The following is a 20,502-nucleotide window of genomic DNA, read 5'->3' as shown; positions in this document are numbered from 1 at the left end:
ATTTTTGCGGTCAAACCATTAATATTTAGCTATGCAGGAACGGTAAATAGTAGCTTTGTGAAACTGAGTGATTTTATTAAGGACAATAAACCAGCGGGAATTCAAGAAATAGAAATTTCTGTGACAGAACCCATGGACTATAGGAAGTTATTTACAGCTATTCCTCTAGTAGCCAAATTACCTCTGTATATCAACCATATAGCCACAATTAGCTTAGAGGAGCAGTTTGTGAGATTGGAGTACCAAGGACCAGAGAAAGGATTTAAAGTTTTTCAGGGAATAATGCTTAATAGTTTTTTAAATAATCCCCTGGTGAAAGCAGATCTACTATTGAAATTGGAGTTTAAATTTTTGTCACCAATTATGGTAGAAGGGGGAGAAATAAGAGATCTTCAAAAAGCGCTGGAACGGAATCCAGTAGACAATTTGAACTTAGTTGCCAAAGTTACCTATTAAGAGTTTTCACATGCAGGAATTTCAGTTGCGAATAGTGCCCACGGATAATAATAACTTTGCTGTTGAGTTATATCAATGTGCCTATAAAAAAGCAGGAGAAAAGAAACGTCCTGCTGCTAAACGAATTGGCAGATTAAAAAGTAGTATATTAGTACAGGTTCGGGAGATGGTTTATGATTGTTTGAAAGCGAATAACTACGATCCAAAGACTTTAACCCATAATAGGCAAGCTCATTATGTATTAAACGAGGAAACGGGAGTGAACCTAGCTTTATTATTTCAGACTATACAACCGCTTTCAAAAGTAGAAAGAATAAGTAATATTGCTCAGGGAATACAAGCTATGAGTTATGAAGAATCTCATTATTGGTTTGCTAAAGTTAGTAATGGGAAACGTAGCCAAGCTTTAAGAGCTATTAGGGTTTTGTTGGGTGACTAGATTACAAGTAAATCGAGCGCTCTCCTAGGGCGAGTACCTTGGAATCGCATTACTTTTACTGCAACTGAGTGAGTGCGAGATTCTTGCATTTTGCATTTATGCTTGACAAGTCGAAAAATTTTACAAAAATTATTAGTTATTTTCTGTAAACCTATTGCATGTCTGTTCAAATAGTTTTATAATTAGAAAAAAGTAAGGTGATCTACATTTCTTGGAGGAAAGTCCTGATCACCTTACACCCCAACATGGAGGCAAATAGATTATGGCACAGACTAGAAATTTTATCAGCAATGTGGATGACACTGGAGTGGTTAACTCTAGAGTAGTTTCAGCAGGTGGTCACCGGGAACCACTAAAACATCTGTTGATCGGGTCGAAAAAGACGGTAATTAGTACGATTCACTATCTACACGTGCTTGGTTATGCCAATGCAACTGATTGGAGTGATCTGACACCAACTGGTAATTCTGGGGAAGTGATGAGTATTCTGGTAAGACATATTGTGATTAATTAGTTTTCTACTTAACTCGTGGGTCTTCCCATGAGTTAGAGATATATCAGAGTCATCTTGTGTAGTGGGTGCTTGGCAATCGCATTTATATCTCATGTTGAGTTTCCTTTCGGAAACTCAACCTGGAATATTAGCAGACTGATTTCATAACAGTAGTTTTTCTCAGATGGGCGATCGCGAAGCACTCCCATAGGGAGCTGGCTTTTATTACTCTTGCTAACAATCTACCCTGGGGTAGATGCAAAACGGGAAAAATTGTGTTTTTCAGTTTTATCAGACAGGCGATCGCACCTTGTAAGTTGTGATTATAACTTTTATATCACTGAAGAAAAAATAAACTCCATATAGTTAGTGGGGGGAGATCACATAGGCTTATCCCAATTAGTAAATAACTATCTGTTGTCTATATTGGAGGAAGATAATAATAAACAGTCATAAGTTTATCATATATGATTAGTGCTGATTCTCTCTGGGAAGTAGAATTAGTTCCAAAAGTTTTATAGTTAAGATTTTCTCTACAGGTGGCGAATAAATAAATATTACAATAGACCTGTTGGGAAATAGTGATTAAAATACCAGCAATCCTTATGCAATCTAGCTTTGAGGGATTTCACGGTATAATTCCCGAAATCCTTGTCGGAAAAGCCTTTCAGGGATATTCTGGCTTATTACCCAACAACTCTAATGGAAACTTCTCTATAATGAGAAGAGCTTGGACGGCGCTGATCAGGGTGCGCTTCCCTCTGGGAAGTGGAATTAATGGAAACGGTCGTTCCCTGAAATATTACAAAATCTGGTTTTTTGTGCGCTTCCCTCTGGGAAGTGGAATCAATGGAAACGAGGAGGAAAAACTCCTCCTTGGAAGAGGAGATTACCTCCCTCGAAGAAGAGATAATGGCCTTCGACCCATATTTCTCTTCTTCTTCCTCAGAAAAGGAAAAAGAAGAGGAATATAAGGTGTGCGCTTCCCTCTGGGAAGTGGAATCAATAGAAACGACCTAACTCGGGGGTCTTCTCATGAGTTAGAGATATAGGTAATACTGATTTCATAACAGTAGTTTTTCTCGGATGGGCGATCGCTCTTATATTCAGTCTGTTCTTTAGAAATTAGACATCCATTGGATATCTGAGGACAGTAGTTCAGATAGCTTTCTAGGTAGCGCTTTTGCGATCGCATCCCCTAAGTTTTTTGGACTAACAGGGTCGCCTATGGGAAAAAGTGGAGATGATGGAATTGATGGTGTAATAGACCAGGATGCGCTAGGCTTGGATCGGGTATATATTCAGGCAAAACGATATAGCCCCGGTAATAGTATTGGATCCGGGGCTATTCGTGATTTTTTTGGTAGTCTTGACCGACACAAAGCTAATAAGGGACTTTTTGTTACCACGTCTAGCTTTTCTTCCTCTGCAAAAGAAACTATAGAGTTTTTAAGTAAAAGAATAGTCCTTATTGATGGAAATCAATTAGCCAAGCTGATGATTAGCTTTAATGTGGGATGTCGAATAGAAGAAACACTCTATATCAAGAAAATAGATGAGGAATTTTTTGAATAAACTCACCATCCTTTCTATAATATGTCTTTGTTTGTCACTCATGCGATCGCCCTACGCACCAGATATGTATTGGGACAACCAGGAGGTTGTTACCTAAACTGCGATCCTCCAGTATCAAACCTCCTCCATAAAACACGCTCCAAAGAAATTATTGCGCTCGCGAGTGCTTCGTCTTTAATAACAGGATAACCTTACGTTCAGGTTATTTCATCTACATATAGTTATTTAAGTATCTACACCAAGATAGATTAAAGATCTATCCTAGGATAGATGCAAAGCAAGGGGTTAAAATGGAGGGTACGCTTCCCCCCCAGGAAGTGGAATTAATGGAAACTCATAATTAAAATGTTTTAGGTAGGCGATCGCAAGATCTGGAAGATCTAAACAATGGAAAGAGTGGTCGCCCACCCATTAAAAGTTAATAGGTGTTCTGGTTGAATGAGGTAGTGTATTTCAGACTACTCCTCAGTAGCAAAAGGATTATAATAGACGTATTAAAGTTAAAACTGAGATACAAATGATTCAGATAAAACCATACACAGAAGATGACAACCCTGCCCTATTCACACTCCTACGCGGTGAAGGTAACAACTGGTCTTGCTACTACAACCGTGAACAGGAATATGGTCAGGTACTCGCTGATTGTATTGTTTACGTCGGTGTGGCAAATAACTGTATAATCGGTTATATACGTTGCCGAAAAGATGGAATATTTGACCTATATGTCTACGACCTCCTCGTAGCCAAGGAATGGAGGGGAAAGGGACTAGGAAAACGTCTTATTGAAACTGCTGCTGCTGACCAACCACGTACAGATGTTTATATGCTATCTGATGAAGATGGATATTATGAAAAACAGGGATTTGAGCGTATTGGCTCTATTTTCAGTTTTGCAAGAGAGACCAAAAATCAGTTGACATATTCTAGTCTATAACTAGCTAGTATCACTAATTAAAGGTAACGTATGGAAAACATTCACAATTTGAATATTACAGATGAGGAATACCTACACCTTATCTCAAAAGGTTATGATCCTAAACTTGAGTCCCAATTTATAGAGTTAGGCGAGACTGAAGACCAAGCTCGAAAACTGGCAAAGGTGGTCGGAATGTTTAAGGATGGTCCTCCACAATCAGATGAAGAATGGGAACATTTTCTCGAGGTTTGGGAAAATTGACCTTTCTATTAATTGGCGATCGCAAAGCATTCCTTACGGGAAATCTCACTTCCCAACCCAAGAAAAATAACGTACCACTTACTCTTTTAATGCGATCGCAAAGCAGTCAGGCGATCGCATCTCCTAAAGCTACCCTAATAAATGGTATTACAAAGCAGTCAGGCGATCGCATCTCCTAAAGCTACCCTAATAAATGCTATTCCGAAACACTCAGGCGATCGCATCTCCTGGAGTTACCCCAAGAAATGCGATCAGATAGCCTAATCGTGGTTAGGAGACATTTAAGACCAACCTAAAACCAATATCGCCATAAGCACTATCAGCCATGTGGAGACTACGGGAAGTAGACCTACAATCCTGGGGACTTGTATTCCAGGAACCACCCCTCACTACTTTCCACCTACTAGTCCGGGAAAACCAAGGATTTTGATTATCTGGTGCGCCATTATAATTGCTGTGCCAATCATCTAAGCACCATTCATAAACGTTCCCGTGCATATCATAAAGACCATAAGCATTGGGCATTAATGAACCTACTGGTACTGTCTTTTGCCTAAAGTTCTGTTTGTGTACTAAACCATAACTGTAATTACCATTGTAATTAACTAAGTCACTGTTAATACTATCTCCAAAGTAGAATGCTGTTCCTGTTCCTGCGCGACAGGCGTATTCCCACTGGGTTTCGCTGGGTAGGGTATAACTCTTTCCTGTCTTTATGGCTAACTCCTCACAAAAACTTACTGCATTATTCCAACTCACGTTTTCCACAGGAAGTTGATCACCTTTAAACATGGACGGATTAGCACCCGTAATGGCCTTGTACTGTTCTTGTGTTACTGGATATTTACTCATGAAAAAGTTTGGTAGTATTACCTCATGCTCAGGAAATTCCCAATCACATCTCTCGTCCCTTGAACCCATGAGATATTTTCCACCTGGAATTTGAACCATTTCCAGGTTCACACCATTTCCTAAATCTTGGATGAAGGATCTGGCATAACCTAGAGTTGTACTAATTATTTCTCCTCTTTTATTCGTAGTCACCAGATTGAAGCTAAAAGGTTTTGTATCAATTCCTTTGTGACTATAACCGTTCTGGTATTCAGATGTTTTTCCATTATTAAGGAAGGAGAACAGCAAGTTTATACCCTTCTCCCCATAACTTATGGCTTGCCCAATAATATTCGGCTTGTGGGGAGTTTCCTCATAAGTGGTTAATAGTGGTTCTTCTCCTGAATGTGAAGGTTTTTCTTGTGTATATACTGTACCACCTAAAACAGCATTGTACTGGTATTGTTGGTTTATACTGCTCATAACTATTAGAGTTGATTATGCTCAAGATTTATATACATTAATTATCTAAATTTCTATTCTCTATAATCAATGTAGAAAATGCGGTACTTTTTAAATCAGTTCACCTGAACTCTGACAGTAAAAACACTCCATATTAGTTCGGTAAACCGAACCTATGCAAAAATATGACCAGAAAAATATCTATCTTGGGGAGGATGCTAATAAAGTTAGGCAATGATGCAAGATCTTTTAATTCTTAGAGCTATTCTTATTTGGAGTAAAATATACACATATCAATCATAACCAAACGATAGTACAAACTATAGTTGGAGTACAGAAATAATTCGCCTAAAAAGGTGGGTAATTTACCAAAAGGGATAACTAATCCTAAAATTAATGGTACAAATGTTCTTGTAGAGTGAAACAAAAAATATGGAATCAAACGTAAAAATAGCAAAGTTGATTTCTCACAATAGCAACGTGGTCGTAGTATTCTACACTCCTGCACATGCTTGGGAGTTTAGAGTAATTGCTTTAGATGGTTCAGTTTATGGTAAGGGAATTTACTACACAGCAGATGCTGCATTAAAAGTAGCTAAAGAGTGGATAAATGAGTAGCAAGTCATTTTTTCAGGTTTTATTGGACATTCCTAAGAGATTTAATCTTCTCTACCAACAGTTGTACCTGGGAACCTTTATTATGAAACCACTCTGTTGACCAAATACGATAGATTTTCCAACCTAGTTTTTCCAACTGTTCTTGTCTGAGGCGATCTCTGTCTCTAGCGGTAAGAGAACTGTGATAAGAAGCTCCATCACATTCTATACCCAGAACAAACTCTCCAGGTCTGTCTTTGTGGACAATCGCTAAATCAATTCGATAGTCAGAACATCCAACTTGAGTATAAGCATTATAGTCTTTGAGTTCGGGATGGTGACAAATAGACATATACACATCCTCTTCAAATGGAGAATCAAATTTTAGTGACTCAGTGAAAGAGTTACCAGACAAGAAATTGCCACCACTTTCGACATATTGTAGGTATTCACGTAATAATCTACCCCCTTGACTGTTGACCCGTGTAGGATCAATATCCCCAGCAGTTATGGAGGAGACTAAAATCAGTTTATTTTTAGCTCTTGTAATGGCAACATTGAGTCTACGTTCTCCACCTGCTTTATTGAGCGGACCAAAGTTAAGTGTAAACTTACCGACACTATCTTTTCCATATCCAACACTTAATAATATTATGTCTTTTTCATTACCTTGTATATTCTCCAAGGACTTCAGAAAAAACTGAGTTGAATCATTTTCACAAAAATCTTGTAAATCTGGGTTGGCTTTGTATAACTTTTCTAGCTCTTGCTCAATGGCGTTAGTTTGAGATTGGCTAAAGGCAATAATTCCCAAAGATTCTTGAGGATTAGTTTTCACATGCTCCAAAGCAAGTTCTGCGATCGTTTGTGCTTCTTTTAGATTAATTCTAGTATCACTACGCTGATAAATTCCATCTTCAATGTATTTAAACTCTACTCCTAGTTTTTTGCTTTTAATAGCATTAGGGAATGTAACCAATCTGGAGTCATAAAAATGATAGTTGGAGAAAGCAATTAATCTCTCATCTTGGCTACGGTAGTGCCATTTTAGGGTCAATTGCCGTAAAAAAACTGAACACTCATCTAGTATACTGTCAAATGAGAGATTTTCTGGTGCATCTTCCTCTGTGTCCTCTTCTTCCTCAGTTGCCATAAAAAAGGAAGTAGGTGGAAGCTGTTTAGTGTCTCCAATAATGATTACTTGTTTTGCCCGTATAATTGATGATATAACCTGTTCTGTTCGTAGTTGAGAAGCCTCATCAAAAATTAAAACATCAAATATAGTTTCGTCAGGGTCAATATACTTAGTGACAGCAATAGGACTCATCATCCAGCAAGGTTTTAAAGTTTTAATCACACTTTTGATACCTTGATTTTTATCATTGAGTAGTTTACGTATAGGTAAATATTTTCTTTTTTTCTTTTGCTCCTTTCCTAAATTTTGGATTTGGAGTGAATTATCAGGATTAACTTCAAAAGTTTGCCATCTTTGAGCATGGCTTAGTCTAAGTCTTATCTGTGCAATCTGTAACTGTTGAACATCTAGTTTTTTGAAATTATTAATATCATCTTGATGGGATTGTGAGTTAAATAACCTTAAACCTGGTTGTTTAAACAGAATACCCTGAATGTGTGCTTCATAAATAAGTTTTTCTAAAATTGTAAACCAATCCTGGCTTAAAATATCCTTATTCTTGCGCAATAGTTGTAGAAAAGACTCACACCCTAACTTTTCTAGTTCACGGCAAATTTTTTGACATAAAAACCATTCACTTAACTTATCTAAGTCTAAACTAGCTAGTTTTAAAAACTCCTCTACTTTTTTTAAATCTACTTGCTTTATATTTTCCCTAGTATAAATATGATTGAGTTGTCGCTGGTTAAACAAAAAGTCTAATCCACAATCTATTTCATCTTTTATTGACTTCAGGTTATGAACTTTTTCGATAACATTATTCAGATTAAATACAGATTGTTGTATGGCATCTACATTCTCACGAGAAAGACAATATTTATCTAACTCATTTACCCAATTCAATAATTGCTCAAATTTCTCCAGTTCTACCTCTACCTCAGTCATATTTTGAAGATTAGATAAAGATAAGAAAGACCCTAGACTTTTATTATCCGTATAATCTTGATCTAAGTTATTTTCAATAGACTGAATTTTAAGTGCCTTCAATAAGTCTTGCCTAAATTGATGAAAAGAATGGGATTTCCTATCACTGTTTAATTTAGCTAATAAGTTCATATCTTTTCGATAAACCGGATCGAGCATATTAAGAATCCAGCACTTCTTAGCATAATTCTCATATCTTTGAGATAATTCAAATAAATTAAGAGAGAAAAACTCTTCTGAATATCTCTCCCTAATTAAAGTATTCTGAGGGTCATTAATGATTTTCAAGGAAGATTTATAATGCTCAATACTGGCTCTCTCTTTATCAATATCTATAGTTACCCAATTGTTTGGTAAATTAATTTCAGTTACTTTTAATAGATGACATAAGGCATTATAGGAGAACTCTATAGAATCTATATTATGGAGGATATAATCATTATTAAAAATTAATTTTAGTTCAGTTTCTAACTCTCTAGCAGAATCTATACCTTGCTGAAGATTACTGATTATTTGTTCCAAGTTCATTTTTTGAGCAGCAGAGAAATCATCAGAAGTAAAACTCTGTGACCAAATCGAATTTGTATTTTCATAAAAAAGTTCAGACAAACTACCTAACTGTTTTAGCAGAGAATTAGCAATATTCAATTCCTGAGTAGACCAGCTTTCATAATTTGGAAACCTGACATTATAGTTTGGCAGATCTGCTCTCTTCTTTTTTAGTAACTCTCCATAAAGCTCAAAAAGAGACCTATCTAGAGGTTGATGTTTTGTATGTAAGTCAACAGGATATGAATTGATGTGTTCACGACTGCTGAGTAACTCATCGAAAAAATTTTGATGTTTACTAGTATCAAAACTACTATTAGTAGAAGTAATCGTTTTTAATAATTCTTGGATAACTTCCTTATTATTCATAGCTTGACTATTATGAAGATTTAAGCATAAATGCTCTAAGCCACATTTAGATAACCTGTCATAAACTACTTTGACAGCAGTGTCCTTAGCTGCAACTAATAGGACTGACTTTCCAGCACCAATGAGTTCAGTAATCATATTGACAATAGTTTGACTCTTTCCAGTTCCAGGGGGACCTTGAACAACAAAACTATCACCCCGCTTAGCTGCTTCAATGACAACCTGTTGGCTAGAATCTGCATCGAGTACCTGAAAAATATTTTGTGGTTTTACTTGAGAGTCTTTTATTGAGTTCTGCAGAATATCGTTGATGTGTGGTATTTCTGTTATCCCACCTGAAAGCGATTGCAACATAGGATGGTCAAAAATTCTTTTTTCGTATTTATTGAAATCTTCGACCATTGCTATATTAGCATAAGAGAAAAGAGATAGAAAAAGTCCATCTTGCACTTCCCATGAAGGATATTGATGTAAAACTCTATCCTTGATGATATTTATCAAATCTCTATATGAATTTTGAGGTTTAATCTCTGATAGATTGATATCAAACTTCTTTAATTTCAGACAGAGAGCAGGATTTATGATAATACTAGCCTCTTCATCTTCACAAATAGGAGATAGTTTATAAAACCCCTTTTTTCGTTCCTTAGACAAAGAAACGGGAACTAATGTCAAAGGTGATAACAATTTAGTTGACTTATCTTCATCCTCCCAACTTAAAGTTCCAAAGGCTAGGAAAAGAATATTGACTCCTGTTTCCTCTAATGATTGTCGAGACGCCTTAGTTAAATTTTTGAGTATTTTTAATTTCTCATTCGACGTTTGCACAGTTGTTAGTTCGTTCACAACTGATTTTATTCTTCCTCCCTCTGGACTTTCTACATCAAAGAATAAAACCTTTTTCTCCCGTCGTATATCAGTGTAAATAGTGTCTATATTATTTGTAATTTCTAATGTTCGCTTATGGGTGCGAAATTGAATGAGAGGATTATTCTTGGTCAGATCTGCTAAACTGTTTTTCCACTTCTCAATTTTGTTCCTGAGATTATTTGTTACCTCTTCTGAATTAAGTATCATTTAAACCCTCCCTCCTCCTGAAAATATTCTTTATATTGTTAATTTTGTTGACAGATATACTTGTAGTCAAACATTTTAACATTAACTAAAGTATATCTACCTGCTTTTTATTAAGTATTTTTATAGATTTAGAGCAGGTTGTGCCTTTTTGTCAACAAAATATACTGACTTTAAATTATATATAGTTAAGCATCTTCCTCATTTTGTTCATTCACAAGCTCTTTCCATCTCTTATTAATGGCAACGGAAAGACTTTCTAATTCATCAGCACCAGCTGACTTAACTAAATTGGCAATGATCATTTTCTTATTGTCTAAATTTGAATTTTGCTTTCTATAGTCTACCTCTACTAGTTTTTGACTAACAAGAGAATCGCAAAAATATTTAATCGATCCGGGGGATAACCGTTCCATTCCCCGCAAGAGAGCTTCCAGTGTACCCTCGCTAACCCATTTTCGCCCATGGCGAAAGTCAGTCACATGTTGGGCTGAAACACCTGCGGTTACGGCTAGATCCTTACCTCGGACTCCGTACATATCCATTGATCTTTTAAAAATCTCATGAATTGCCATTTTAGTAAACTCCACTTGACTAAATATCTAACAGCTATATTAAACGCATATAATATAGCTATTAGAATAATATTTTTACTATTACGTACAATAATTAAATTATGGTACAGAAAGGAATAAGAAGTCAAGAGAAAAAAGAAAAAATTAAAGTAAAGAAAAAACAAGTAACTATTCAAAACTAATTTGAGAAAACAAAAGCAGAAATAGATAAAAAATCAACATCCAACTACCTAGACCTACGATTTTTAAGAATAAAGTCAACAATAGAAGAAACAGACAAATCCATATTAATCATCATTTTAACATCATCGACCAAATAAGAAGGAACAGAAAGGGTTCGATTTTTCCACTTGGTATCAACTTTAACTTCATAATAATAACCCCAACGCCAATGACTAACATTATTAACATCTCTATCAGAAAAGACTTTAGGATAAGTAGCAACAAGTCCACTTTTTAACTTCTTGTTTTCAACATACTGAACTAAAGAACCAGTAGGAGTATAAGAAGAAAAAGAAGATTTTTGACAAGAAGAAGATAAACCAGAAAAATAAAGAACTAAATCAGTAGGGAGAAAAAGTAAAGAACTAAGATCATCATAAGACTTAACACAATCAGAATATTGAACACGTGTAAAACCAGAAGGGGAAAAATCAATGACCTGACCAAGTCTACCATTAAGAACAAAATCACCAGGTTTGAAAGAAAAAGTGGAAGAAGATATTTGAGAACCTAAATCAGAGTCCAAATCCCAAATAGAACCCTTACTAGACACAGAAATCATTTGAGAAATAGGAGTAAAATTCTCAAGCTTCCAAGCAAACTTACCTAACACCCATTGATGACCTTGTAACTCAAGCTGAGATTGTTGAGAAAGAAGAAAATCATCTATAAAAGAACAATCTGTAAGCTCAGCAAAACCAATTATTTTACCAAGAGGAAAATCTGAAGAAGAAAAAGAAAACTGATTCAGAATATTCTTGGAAGGAAGCTTAACAGCACAATGAACAGCAACCTTACCCCTGTAATTAGTGCTACGAGATTTAACGACATACTGCTTAGAAGACCCAAGACATAAAGCAAAAGGAGCTTGAACAGTCACAACCTTAATAGAAATATTATTTAAAAAAGCATCATGAATAGGAAGAAAATCAGAAGACTGATGTTCCTTTGAAGAAGGTAAAACAGGATAATCGTCATCATCCCAAGCAGGATCGTAAAAAATGCGCTCAATATCACCAACAATATACTTTGAATCGTAATCAGATATATAAGAATCTAAATCAAACAAAGTAGGCTGAGAAAAAGAACCTTCTGAAAAATTATGCTGAAAACTAGAAACCACAAAGCACCCCCGGGTTTTTAAGTAAGGAAAAAAGTATACAAAAACTAATAGCTATATATTTTCCTTTAGTATATCTAATAGAAATAATAAAGTAAAGACAAAAAAGAAGATTATTAAAATTCTTAACAAAAGAGCAAAAATAAACGAATTTAAAAGGAAAAAATAAGAAATAAGAAAGCTAAATAACAAATAAAGTATCAAAAGCAAACAGAGTAAGTACAAAAAGTACAGAGAAGATATATAAAAATTTATAGTACAAATATTGCATATACGGAAAAAATAGTTTAGGATAGGACTAGAAATTACTAATTGTTGGAAAGTTAAGATGAAAAAGCTCTTAATACCTTTAGTTGGTGTATTGTCAACAGTGAATTTAAACCCCGCTCTAGCAATTCCCTATAACGGAAACACAGTATATAGAGGAACAGATAGAGGTGTCTTTGTCACTATCTTTAGTGGAACAGCAAATTCAGTTATTTCCGTTGGATTAAAAAACGACAGACCAATAAGCAGGATCGTAGGGTCTTGTGGAGAAATCCGAGTCTCAGCAAATGCCCTAGGGGCAATTCCACCAACCTCTATAAGTGTAAATGGAACAAACACAGATATTAGCAACTTACCTACACACGCAACTCCGGCATGTGTAGGAGGAAATTTTGCAGATCCAGTTCCAACAAATTTCAAGACACCAAGTGGTGGACTAGTATTAGGAGGTAGAACAGCAGGAACAGCAGTAACTCTACTAATAGCAAGAGACATACCAAGGTCAGTTCTAATAAACGCCTGTGGATTCGGAGTGTTAAGGTCTGCTCCAACAACATTTAACTATAATGGAACAAGCAGAAGTTACGCAGCACTACCAGATGCAGGAAAAGCACCTAGATGCATAAACGACCAAGCATTTGTACCACAAGAGTGGTTAGCAACACCATAAAGAAGGTTGTTTAATTTATTAAGCTTTTCTATCCCCCATGAGAAATTAAATTCTCACGGGGGATTAAACTTCAGCATCTTTTACACCAAGAACCAAAAGCTTCAGCTCAAACAAAGATCTCCTAACCTTTCCCCAAGCAGAATAAGTCTGAGCCTTAGTCCTATCCAGCTGATTAAGCTTACCAAGATAAGTCTCAGTATTAGAATCACCAGTCAAATACTGCTTCTCAAAAATCTTAAACTGATCCACTGACCTAGAAGCTATTACCTGAGCAATCTGAAAATCAGTCCTAGCCTCATCAAACTTAACCAAAGAGATAGCAACCTTCTCTCTAGTAGTATCAGCAAGCTGCGCTCTAGCTCTCTGTAACTCAGCAATCTTTATTTGAAGATCAGAAATAGCAATTGCATTTCTATTAGCTTCTTCATTAGCACCTTGAGAAGCCTTAAAGAAAGGAACGCCTATAGCACTAATCAAACCATTAATCAGACCAATATCACCCTTAACTATGCCAAGCAAGTTATCTATAAATCCTCTTTGTTGAGGTTGACCAGGTTGAGGTGGAACACCCAAAAGATACTGTAAACCAGGAGTCAAGATGGATAAGGTAACAGTTTTAGCATTGCGTTTCTTAGCATCGTCTACTTTATCATTAGCCTCCTGAATTCTAGCATCTAATTCCTTGAGCAAAGGAGAACCCGCAACAGAACGAGATTGCAACTGATCCAAACAATTAGACGAAGTTTCAAGACAAGGTAGACCACCACGCATAATACGCCACATATCAGCATTAAACTGACTAGTAATCAACTTATCAAGATCTGGCTTTGAAAAAGGATTTTGGTTGGCATTAAGATTAAAGTTATCATCACCTTCAGAGTCAGCATCTTCAGACTGCTCCTGTAATCCATCATTATCAACTTGTGAATCCTGACCAGAAGGAGATCTAGGATTAGACTGTGAAACAATATTAGCTAAAGCAGAGTTAAAAGCAAAGCTATTTAGCATAATAGGCAAGATAAAGAACAGTACGATTTTGATTATTTTTAACCTTCCAGGGTTGAATTCTTTGAATAACACCATTTCTAGGACTCCTAATTTTTACAGTTTGAGCCAACTTCTGATCAATACCTGACAAAGAGAGTTTCAACTGAGAAACTTTATAATCCCTATCTCTAAGTGTTTGATTATAATCAAGCTTAGAACGTTCAAACTTTTCTAACTCTTGAGACTGTTTATTTTTTTGAGAAGATAAAAGACGAGATTGAGCCAAACGTAAATCAGACTCTGCCAATTCAACATTCATTCTCAACTGTTCTAATTTTTCAGACTGAAGCAAAGAAGAAGCCTCCATCTGTGACTTTTTAAACTTAACTTCAGCACTTTGTAAAGAAAGCTGACCAATAATCTTTTCTAACTTCTTTTTCTCATGAATTAAGACTTCAGGAGGCATATTAGCAGTCTCCATAGAAAGGATTAAGGACTGTTGCTCCTTAATTTTCTGCTCAAGGATTTGTAAACTAGCTTCAGACTGTTGTAAATCAGCCTTTTTATGAGGATCCTCTGTAGATAAAGACTTAGAACTATTGGATAATTTCAATCTAGCATGACGAAGTTTCAACTTAGCCTGCTCAAGAACTTCTTGCTCCTCAACAAAACTTAATAGATCCAAGGTAGGAGAAGTGGGAGGTTGAATAGGCTTGGAACTTAAATTATTAATTTCCAAATTAATAGACTGTTTCTGTAACTCTAATCGCCTACGCTCCTCCAAATCTTGAACAATAATATCTCCCTTTTTTAGAGTAATACCTTCTCGTACAGTAAGGTGATTAGGATTAGCAACAGCTATATTAATCCTTAAAGTCCTCCTATTTGAATCCGAATATAAATCCTGATTTGGCTTAACCTTATTAGCTTGTTGAGCAACAGCTGTAGAAGACTTATCATCAACCTGTCTAGAATTGAGAGTAAAAATAAAGACAGTTAAAAGTAAAAAAGCGAATATATTTTTCATAATGCCCTCTTATAATAAGGTATGATATTAGTCTTTATTCCCTGATTACCCATTCTGACCAATGCTTCCAATGGTTTTAAAGCAGCAACAACAGTTTCTGAAAATCTAAATCGTCTAGCAACACTTTTAACTTCAGTTTGATCTACACTTAAAACAATCTTAGTAGCAGTATTAGCTACTATCTCCTTACTAATTTCAGCATCTCTTTGAGAAGCAACAACACAACTCAAACCGTATTTACGACCATCCTCTAGGATAATATTTAAAGTTCTGCTATTACGAACCTCCTTACACTCATCAATAAATAAATAAGTGCGTGGGATTTTAGATTCACCCATAATTCTATGAGCATCCATAATCTGCTTAATAATTGCTTCAGTAGCAATTGCACTTAATCCTATAACCTTTCCTAAAGCAGATAAATCAAGCCTAATAAGAGGAACATTGTCAATCTTCTGTGGTTTAGTAAAGATACCATATTCAAAAGTAGCTGCAAGTTTTAAAGCTAACTTCTGAGAATCTTTACAACCACTTTGAATTCTTGACTCAATCTCCTTACGCATTTCATAAAAAGTAGGAGGTTCCCTAGTCCAAGTTTTATTATCTTCCTGAATTATACCCTTAGACTTATACAATTTAGAAAGAATATCAATAATTAAACCCTCCTGATTTGCTCCCATTAATAAAGATTTCCTAAGACTAGCAGCCACAGCTATTGCTTGCAAAGCTGGACCCCCGCCCTTTGCATCTTGATCAATAATCAAAGGATTAACACCGTGAGGAGAATTCATACTTAAAGAAAAACACTTTTCATCGGGAAGTTCCTGATCTCCATGGTAATCTATAATTATCCTTTTTATGTTAGGAAACAAACGAGGTAATTCATAAGCTAAAGCCTTTAGAGTTTGAGTTTTACCACTGCCAGAAGTTCCAATAATTGCAACATGTCCATTTGGTAAAAGAGCAGGATTCCAGTAACACTTATCACCCAATAAAATACCTTGTGGATTATTAAATTCATTGAAATCAAGAGATTGATTAGTGGGTTGAAGAACTGTAGGTGGTAAAGGTTTTGATGGCATAATTAAAACGTAGGTTAATAAAACAAATTAGTAAAAGCTGAGATTATTTCTCAGAAATAGAAAAAACCTTGAGAGATCCAGTAAGAAACTCATCGCCTATCTGATTAATAACTAAATTAAATGGCGCAGCAGTTAATTTAATTCTAGAAGTTGTAGCTTCAATGGGATTAAAATAACCACTATCACGTCCAAGAATTGAAGTATCAAATTCATCAACACTAAAATCCCCAGACAAAAAAGACTTAACACTTGAATTTGGATTTAAATTGAGAGAAACATCATTAATAGACTCATCTTCCAAATACAAATCCTTAACCTGAGTTTTGACAGGAGGTCCAACCTTGGCAGTTATACGACTGATAACAATATTACCAAATAACCTCTCTGAAGCCAAATAAAGCTTATTTTCTGATTCATCAAGAACTATCAAATCATCATTCTTAATAGGTTGTATAAGAGTAAACTCCCTATTAATCAAATTTCTTGATGTAGTATCGGTTCCTTGTATATTCAAAACAATTTTATTTTCCTTAGAATATTGCATATACAACCTGACAGCCCCAGATGGGGAACTTATTATTTGATTTAATTGCTGAAAAAACCCTCCTTGATAATTAATAGAGAAAATAGCAAAAGCTATCAGTACCAAAAGAAAAAGAACAACATACTCAGCATTAGAACCAGTTGTCAATCGAAACTTGCGATTAGTAGGACAAACATAACGTATTTTGGAAGGCCAGAAAACTTCGACACCGTTTTTAGTAAACATATCTGCCAACCAACCAAAAACATAACCACAAACGATAGCGGAAGGAATCTGGGAACCAATATTGAGAAAGTGAGAGAGAGGATAAACAATGAAAGCAAGCGAGACAGAAGCAAGGAAAGAGTGCGTACAACTTCTGTGACGCATTTTTTCAGTTAAAAAATTTGAGATAAAGGGAAATAACCTTCCTACAATCGATTTTGGTGTATCTATATCAGGAAACAGACCTGCTAGTGCACCGACTGAAATTACAAGAGGATCGGAAGTATTAAGGATAATACTAGTAGCTAATCCACTGACAAGAACATGAGAAACTGCCAACATTATTGAATCTTAGCCCCCTCCCCAGGCAATAATCGCAAAGATCTATAGAGACCCCAAAAGAGAACAGCTAACAAACCACTCAAAGCGTAAAGCAATCTGTTATCAAGTCCAATAGCAAAAAATCTAACCGCAATAAAGGTAACAACACCAACAAATATTAAAAAACTGCCATCGCCATATTTTTGATGATCGCCCTCCTCAAAATCAAGGCCAATATATTCTTCTTGAACTGCCCGAACTGCCAACATAGGATTACCTGCAACACGTTGCTGCAAAGATGCCAAATCCACATTTTCCAAATTTATAGAACGGTCTTGAGCAGTACTCCGCATAATTTGGCGAATTATTTTATCCGGAAGTGGCTCCAAATAAATCCTAGGAACACTAATGAAAATATCGCCTCTTCGAGGTGAAGTAGCAAACAATAAAATAGGACTGGTAGGACATAATTGAACAATCTTCTTCAACCAAAACCTAATTTTTGTTTCAATGCACTGAGCATCATCAAATATCATGATTCTAGTTCCTTCTTTTAAAGCAATTTCAATTTCTTGCTTTAACTGTTCAACAGTCAACTTCTTACCTTCAAGATTCTGAGTAGGGATATTAAAAGAACTACAGATTTTTAGAAGGAGTTGCTTTGTGGTGCAAGGTTCTACATAAGCAACAGAAAACCCGGCAATCAAGAGAGCCTTATAAACCTGCTCCGCTAAAAAGGTTTTTCCACTGCCTTGATCGCCTACTACCAAAAGTGAACTTGCAGATTGAATAGAAGCTACAATTCGTTTAAACTCCTCTTCTCGATAAATGTAAGGACTACCAGGAAGAGAAGTCAGATTTTCATATAAGATGGTAACCTGATCTTTTGGCTGATCTCCATCTTCTTTATCATCTGCATACTGATTATCTTCTAAATATCCATCCTCCTGGTTTTCTTGAGATATAGAATTAGGATCAAAGTAATATCCTTGATAAGATTGCTCCTTAGAATCAGCTTGATCCAATTCTTGAGAAGTATCATAGACAGACGAATCTTGTTCTAGCTGATAATCATCAGAAGAATCATAAACTGGCGAATACTCCGATTCATCATAATAGACAGGAGTTTGTTTTTTAGGAGAAAAGAGCCAATTTTTAATAGACTTAAAAACCCGGGTTAATTTCTTAGGGAAAGAATTTACCCTAGGTTTCCTTACGCTTGCTTGGACTTTTCTAACTGCTTCGTCGCTAAGTTGATCAAATTCTGCGGAGAATAGGCTTTCCCATGAACTGTCCCCCGCAGCTGAGAAAAATTTCGCCGCAACTCCAGATATTTTTCCTTTAGATCAGATGGTAAATCATTAGGATTTTTATAAAAGTGCATAGCTAAAGCATCTTGAGCCGCAAGAAGACCCAAAGCCTTTTCAGCACCACTTCTAGTGATATAGTTCAAATCTTCCTCTGGAAGATAATCGTTAATCTCCTCTGAAGACAGTGAATCTACTGACTGAGACTGTGTTAGTTCACCATTATTAAGTTTTACAATCTCTCCAGATGAAGCATTTTGATTTGATAGTTCACTTTGATTTAAAGTGGAATTAACTTCAATTCCTACCGAATCTGTACTTTGGTGAAATGGTTGAATAAAATCTGTACCTTGAATCAAAGAGGCAGAGCCATCTGTACGACTAACAGAACCAGAGTAAGCATCTTGAGTACAAAACTCAGAACTATTTTGAATACCGTTTGTAGTACCATTTTGAATTATGTGTACATCTGTAGATTCATTAATTAATGGAACAGACTGCGTACTTTGAATCAAAGGTACAAAAGTATCTTTACCATCTTCCAAACTATGTTCTGGCGTACTATCTGTATGATTAACAGTTCCGGTATTTGTACCATCAGTCCGAATTTCAGTATCATTCGGAATTCCCTTGTACTTTAATTCCTTCCATTCGGATACCAAAGGAGAAATTGTACTAAAAGAACCGCCACCTAGCTTTTCGCGAACGACTTCACGATTTATTTTTTTATTATTTTTAGCTAGGCTTTCGCAGATCTGAAACACTCTATCTCTCAAATTTTGTTCCTGATTCCTTTCCAGCATAGGTTTAGATAACAAAAGGTTAAAAAGTGATGTTTAGAAATATGAACTTCTAATACTCAGTATTGTAATTAAAGTATTCTAAAAATGCTACTAGTATTTAGCAACCGCACCATAATTTTTCCTTATGGTTGTCATTGAGTACAAGGAATTGATTAAAAATGCGCGAAAAACCTATTCTTTCGATTACTATACAAGAAACAACCAAAAGAGACTAAATCTTACTAAACGCTATTTTATAAACTTAGGGAATATTTTTCTGTGAGCATTCTGCTGAGAGTAGCGATTGCGAAGCACTCCCTACGGGAGATCGCACTAGGTAGAGAGATTAAGCCAAAAGGGGGATATAGAATAGGAGAAAACAGAGGTAAGCGATCAGGTGAGTATTAAAAGACCGTATTAGAAAAGTATTTAAGATAAATCAAGTAGAGGGAAAGATTATACATGGGAAGGGATAAAACCCACCCATACTTTTATTAGCGATTACAATTGTGACGTAACATAAGTAGTAAAATCCTCATATACCTTCAAAGAAGTAACATCAACATGAACATGTTGACCCACCTTCCTCATAATGGGTAAATCGAAAAGAATTTGGTCAAGAGCATCAGTTGTAGGAACATCCACAATAGCAATGAGCCTGTGAGATCCCACACACTTCCAAAGATCCACAGCGACCCCAGAATCGTTAACTTTTAGTGCTGCATCTGCTTCCTTAGTCCAAATAAGAAACAAATCCTTCTGAGTCATACCGGGATACTCCACCCGAAAATCTAAGTGATAAAGCATAGCTGTGACACTAGATGATAAAACTCAGACTATTATGACTAAATTGCCAAAAAATAGTCAAAAATTGTAGATTTATCATATTGCGATCGCATGTCCTATTTGTCTTCATGGCTTTAACACTATTAGCAGAAGACAGTAAATCTAATCGGCGATCGCATCTCCTGTTTATTCTCAATCGCACACAGATAAACTATAGAAACCTACTTTATAAATTTATAGACTTAAACAGAACATGATGCTATTGAAAAAGCAATCAGTCAATTAGACATCTTTATGTTGAATTAACGAAGTTGAGAAATTCTATTTAAAGAATATTGATACCATTGTGAATTTCCCTGTTGTTGATACAATCGTGCAGCAGTTTGAAAATCACCTATAGCACCCTGTTTATCTCCTAAGTCACTGCGGGCATTTCCCCTGTTGTAGTAGGCATTAGCATAATTAGG

General features: G+C 35.7%; 22 protein-coding genes and 1 pseudogene. 11 read left to right on the top strand and 12 right to left on the bottom strand.

Annotated elements, in window-relative coordinates; translation table 11 throughout:
- From ASL19_RS06400 to ASL19_RS18820, 9 genes and pseudogenes are all read left to right on the top strand, one after another.
- Window positions 1-456: pseudogene (locus tag ASL19_RS06400) on the top strand (AAA family ATPase); the annotation flags it as partial.
- 10 nt (window positions 457-466) lie between these two features.
- The gene (locus tag ASL19_RS06395; protein WP_057176928.1) at window positions 467-895 is read left to right on the top strand and encodes a hypothetical protein; all 429 of its coding nucleotides are present in this window, start codon (window positions 467-469) and stop codon (window positions 893-895) included.
- A gap of 262 nt (window positions 896-1,157) precedes the next feature.
- Window positions 1,158-1,409, top strand: a complete 252-nt coding sequence (locus tag ASL19_RS06390; RefSeq protein ID WP_057177701.1) for a hypothetical protein — start codon at window positions 1,158-1,160, stop codon at window positions 1,407-1,409.
- Between the two features lie 584 nt (window positions 1,410-1,993).
- Window positions 1,994-2,362: a hypothetical protein gene (locus ASL19_RS06385; RefSeq protein ID WP_057177700.1), complete on the top strand. Its 369-nt coding sequence runs from the start codon at window positions 1,994-1,996 to the stop codon at window positions 2,360-2,362.
- Window positions 2,363-2,615: 253 nt separating this feature from the next.
- Complete coding sequence (locus ASL19_RS06380; RefSeq protein WP_082604660.1) at window positions 2,616-2,963, top strand: restriction endonuclease; 348 nt, start codon at window positions 2,616-2,618, stop codon at window positions 2,961-2,963.
- A 21-nt stretch (window positions 2,964-2,984) separates the two neighbouring features.
- Window positions 2,985-3,152 (top strand): hypothetical protein, encoded by a 168-nt coding sequence (locus ASL19_RS17815; protein ID WP_161808580.1) that lies wholly within the window; start codon window positions 2,985-2,987, stop codon window positions 3,150-3,152.
- A 328-nt stretch (window positions 3,153-3,480) separates the two neighbouring features.
- The gene (locus ASL19_RS06375) at window positions 3,481-3,897 is read left to right on the top strand and encodes a GNAT family N-acetyltransferase (RefSeq protein WP_057177699.1); all 417 of its coding nucleotides are present in this window, start codon (window positions 3,481-3,483) and stop codon (window positions 3,895-3,897) included.
- A 209-nt stretch (window positions 3,898-4,106) separates the two neighbouring features.
- Complete coding sequence (locus tag ASL19_RS17450; protein WP_161808579.1) at window positions 4,107-4,319, top strand: hypothetical protein; 213 nt, start codon at window positions 4,107-4,109, stop codon at window positions 4,317-4,319.
- Entirely contained in the window at window positions 4,282-4,404 is a 123-nt protein-coding gene (locus tag ASL19_RS18820; protein ID WP_255356445.1) for a hypothetical protein, read from the top strand. The genes ASL19_RS17450 and ASL19_RS18820 overlap by 38 nt, the downstream gene beginning before the upstream one ends.
- Window positions 4,405-4,410: 6 nt before the next feature.
- Here the strand turns inward: ASL19_RS18820 and ASL19_RS06365 are convergent, their stop codons facing one another.
- Window positions 4,411-5,454: a formylglycine-generating enzyme family protein gene (locus ASL19_RS06365; RefSeq protein ID WP_082604659.1), complete on the bottom strand. Its 1,044-nt coding sequence runs from the start codon at window positions 5,452-5,454 to the stop codon at window positions 4,411-4,413.
- Window positions 5,455-5,865: 411 nt separating this feature from the next.
- On the opposite strand from ASL19_RS06365, the gene ASL19_RS06360 reads away from it, so the two are divergent.
- The gene (locus ASL19_RS06360) at window positions 5,866-6,051 is read left to right on the top strand and encodes a hypothetical protein (protein ID WP_057177697.1); all 186 of its coding nucleotides are present in this window, start codon (window positions 5,866-5,868) and stop codon (window positions 6,049-6,051) included.
- Between the two features lie 19 nt (window positions 6,052-6,070).
- Here the strand turns inward: ASL19_RS06360 and ASL19_RS06355 are convergent, their stop codons facing one another.
- The 3 genes from ASL19_RS06355 to ASL19_RS06345 form a co-directional block, all read right to left on the bottom strand.
- Window positions 6,071-10,144, bottom strand: coding sequence for a DUF4011 domain-containing protein (locus ASL19_RS06355; protein WP_057177696.1), 4,074 nt, complete (start codon window positions 10,142-10,144; stop codon window positions 6,071-6,073).
- 185 nt (window positions 10,145-10,329) lie between these two features.
- Window positions 10,330-10,716 carry a hypothetical protein gene (locus ASL19_RS06350; RefSeq protein ID WP_057177695.1) on the bottom strand — a complete coding sequence of 129 codons (387 nt, stop codon included), beginning with the start codon at window positions 10,714-10,716 and terminating at the stop codon, window positions 10,330-10,332.
- Window positions 10,717-10,942: 226 nt separating this feature from the next.
- Window positions 10,943-12,061 carry a hypothetical protein gene (locus ASL19_RS06345; protein WP_057177694.1) on the bottom strand — a complete coding sequence of 373 codons (1,119 nt, stop codon included), beginning with the start codon at window positions 12,059-12,061 and terminating at the stop codon, window positions 10,943-10,945.
- A gap of 325 nt (window positions 12,062-12,386) precedes the next feature.
- Here ASL19_RS06345 and ASL19_RS06340 point away from each other — a divergent pair, with 325 nt between their 5' ends.
- Complete coding sequence (locus ASL19_RS06340) at window positions 12,387-12,995, top strand: hypothetical protein (protein WP_057177693.1); 609 nt, start codon at window positions 12,387-12,389, stop codon at window positions 12,993-12,995.
- A 63-nt stretch (window positions 12,996-13,058) separates the two neighbouring features.
- Here the strand turns inward: ASL19_RS06340 and ASL19_RS06335 are convergent, their stop codons facing one another.
- The 8 genes from ASL19_RS06335 to ASL19_RS17810 form a co-directional block, all read right to left on the bottom strand.
- Window positions 13,059-14,003 carry a hypothetical protein gene (locus ASL19_RS06335; protein WP_057177692.1) on the bottom strand — a complete coding sequence of 315 codons (945 nt, stop codon included), beginning with the start codon at window positions 14,001-14,003 and terminating at the stop codon, window positions 13,059-13,061.
- A complete protein-coding gene (locus tag ASL19_RS06330) occupies window positions 13,993-15,009 on the bottom strand; it encodes a hypothetical protein (RefSeq protein ID WP_057177691.1) in 1,017 nt (338 codons plus the stop codon). The genes ASL19_RS06335 and ASL19_RS06330 overlap by 11 nt, the downstream gene beginning before the upstream one ends.
- Window positions 15,006-16,091: an ATP-binding protein gene (locus ASL19_RS06325; RefSeq protein ID WP_057177690.1), complete on the bottom strand. Its 1,086-nt coding sequence runs from the start codon at window positions 16,089-16,091 to the stop codon at window positions 15,006-15,008. The genes ASL19_RS06330 and ASL19_RS06325 overlap by 4 nt, the downstream gene beginning before the upstream one ends.
- A 43-nt stretch (window positions 16,092-16,134) precedes the next feature.
- Entirely contained in the window at window positions 16,135-17,181 is a 1,047-nt protein-coding gene (locus ASL19_RS06320) for a metal-dependent hydrolase (RefSeq protein ID WP_057177689.1), read from the bottom strand.
- Window positions 17,181-18,185: an ATP-binding protein gene (locus ASL19_RS17130; RefSeq protein ID WP_057177688.1), complete on the bottom strand. Its 1,005-nt coding sequence runs from the start codon at window positions 18,183-18,185 to the stop codon at window positions 17,181-17,183. The genes ASL19_RS06320 and ASL19_RS17130 overlap by 1 nt, the downstream gene beginning before the upstream one ends.
- A 188-nt stretch (window positions 18,186-18,373) precedes the next feature.
- Entirely contained in the window at window positions 18,374-19,270 is an 897-nt protein-coding gene (locus ASL19_RS06310; RefSeq protein ID WP_057177687.1) for a DNA-binding protein, read from the bottom strand.
- Window positions 19,271-19,750: 480 nt separating this feature from the next.
- Window positions 19,751-20,056, bottom strand: coding sequence for a muconolactone Delta-isomerase family protein (locus tag ASL19_RS06305; protein ID WP_072149099.1), 306 nt, complete (start codon window positions 20,054-20,056; stop codon window positions 19,751-19,753).
- A gap of 10 nt (window positions 20,057-20,066) precedes the next feature.
- Entirely contained in the window at window positions 20,067-20,237 is a 171-nt protein-coding gene (locus tag ASL19_RS17810) for a hypothetical protein (protein ID WP_157742879.1), read from the bottom strand.
- Window positions 20,238-20,502 lie beyond the last annotated feature (265 nt).

This window comes from Cylindrospermopsis sp. CR12, assembly GCF_001432185.1.
Taxonomy (GTDB): Bacteria; Cyanobacteriota; Cyanobacteriia; order Cyanobacteriales; family Nostocaceae; genus Raphidiopsis; species Raphidiopsis raciborskii.
Note: the sequence above shows the minus strand (reverse complement) of the source record. Positions and strands in the feature narration are given on the sequence as shown.

Excerpts from the sequence above, each read along its gene's own strand:
- ASL19_RS06340 (WP_057177693.1), top strand. The coding sequence starts at position 12,387 with ATGAAAAAGCTCTTAATACCTTTAGTTGGTGTATTGTCAACAGTGAAT.
- ASL19_RS06390 (WP_057177701.1), top strand. The coding sequence starts at position 1,158 with ATGGCACAGACTAGAAATTTTATCAGCAATGTGGATGACACTGGAGTG.
- ASL19_RS06325 (WP_057177690.1), bottom strand. The coding sequence starts at position 16,091 with ATGCCATCAAAACCTTTACCACCTACAGTTCTTCAACCCACTAATCAA.
- ASL19_RS06395 (WP_057176928.1), top strand. The coding sequence starts at position 467 with ATGCAGGAATTTCAGTTGCGAATAGTGCCCACGGATAATAATAACTTT.
- ASL19_RS06360 (WP_057177697.1), top strand. The coding sequence starts at position 5,866 with ATGGAATCAAACGTAAAAATAGCAAAGTTGATTTCTCACAATAGCAAC.
- ASL19_RS17450 (WP_161808579.1), top strand. The coding sequence starts at position 4,107 with ATGGGAACATTTTCTCGAGGTTTGGGAAAATTGACCTTTCTATTAATT.
- ASL19_RS06385 (WP_057177700.1), top strand. The coding sequence starts at position 1,994 with ATGCAATCTAGCTTTGAGGGATTTCACGGTATAATTCCCGAAATCCTT.
- ASL19_RS06365 (WP_082604659.1), bottom strand. The coding sequence starts at position 5,454 with ATGAGCAGTATAAACCAACAATACCAGTACAATGCTGTTTTAGGTGGT.
- ASL19_RS06335 (WP_057177692.1), bottom strand. The coding sequence starts at position 14,003 with ATGCTAAATAGCTTTGCTTTTAACTCTGCTTTAGCTAATATTGTTTCA.
- ASL19_RS18820 (WP_255356445.1), top strand. The coding sequence starts at position 4,282 with ATGGTATTACAAAGCAGTCAGGCGATCGCATCTCCTAAAGCTACCCTA.
- ASL19_RS06305 (WP_072149099.1), bottom strand. The coding sequence starts at position 20,056 with ATGCTTTATCACTTAGATTTTCGGGTGGAGTATCCCGGTATGACTCAG.
- ASL19_RS06310 (WP_057177687.1), bottom strand. The coding sequence starts at position 19,270 with ATGCTGGAAAGGAATCAGGAACAAAATTTGAGAGATAGAGTGTTTCAG.
- ASL19_RS06320 (WP_057177689.1), bottom strand. The coding sequence starts at position 17,181 with ATGTTGGCAGTTTCTCATGTTCTTGTCAGTGGATTAGCTACTAGTATT.
- ASL19_RS06330 (WP_057177691.1), bottom strand. The coding sequence starts at position 15,009 with ATGAAAAATATATTCGCTTTTTTACTTTTAACTGTCTTTATTTTTACT.
- ASL19_RS06350 (WP_057177695.1), bottom strand. The coding sequence starts at position 10,716 with ATGGCAATTCATGAGATTTTTAAAAGATCAATGGATATGTACGGAGTC.
- ASL19_RS06380 (WP_082604660.1), top strand. The coding sequence starts at position 2,616 with ATGGGAAAAAGTGGAGATGATGGAATTGATGGTGTAATAGACCAGGAT.
- ASL19_RS06375 (WP_057177699.1), top strand. The coding sequence starts at position 3,481 with ATGATTCAGATAAAACCATACACAGAAGATGACAACCCTGCCCTATTC.
- ASL19_RS17815 (WP_161808580.1), top strand. The coding sequence starts at position 2,985 with ATGTCTTTGTTTGTCACTCATGCGATCGCCCTACGCACCAGATATGTA.
- ASL19_RS06355 (WP_057177696.1), bottom strand. The coding sequence starts at position 10,144 with ATGATACTTAATTCAGAAGAGGTAACAAATAATCTCAGGAACAAAATT.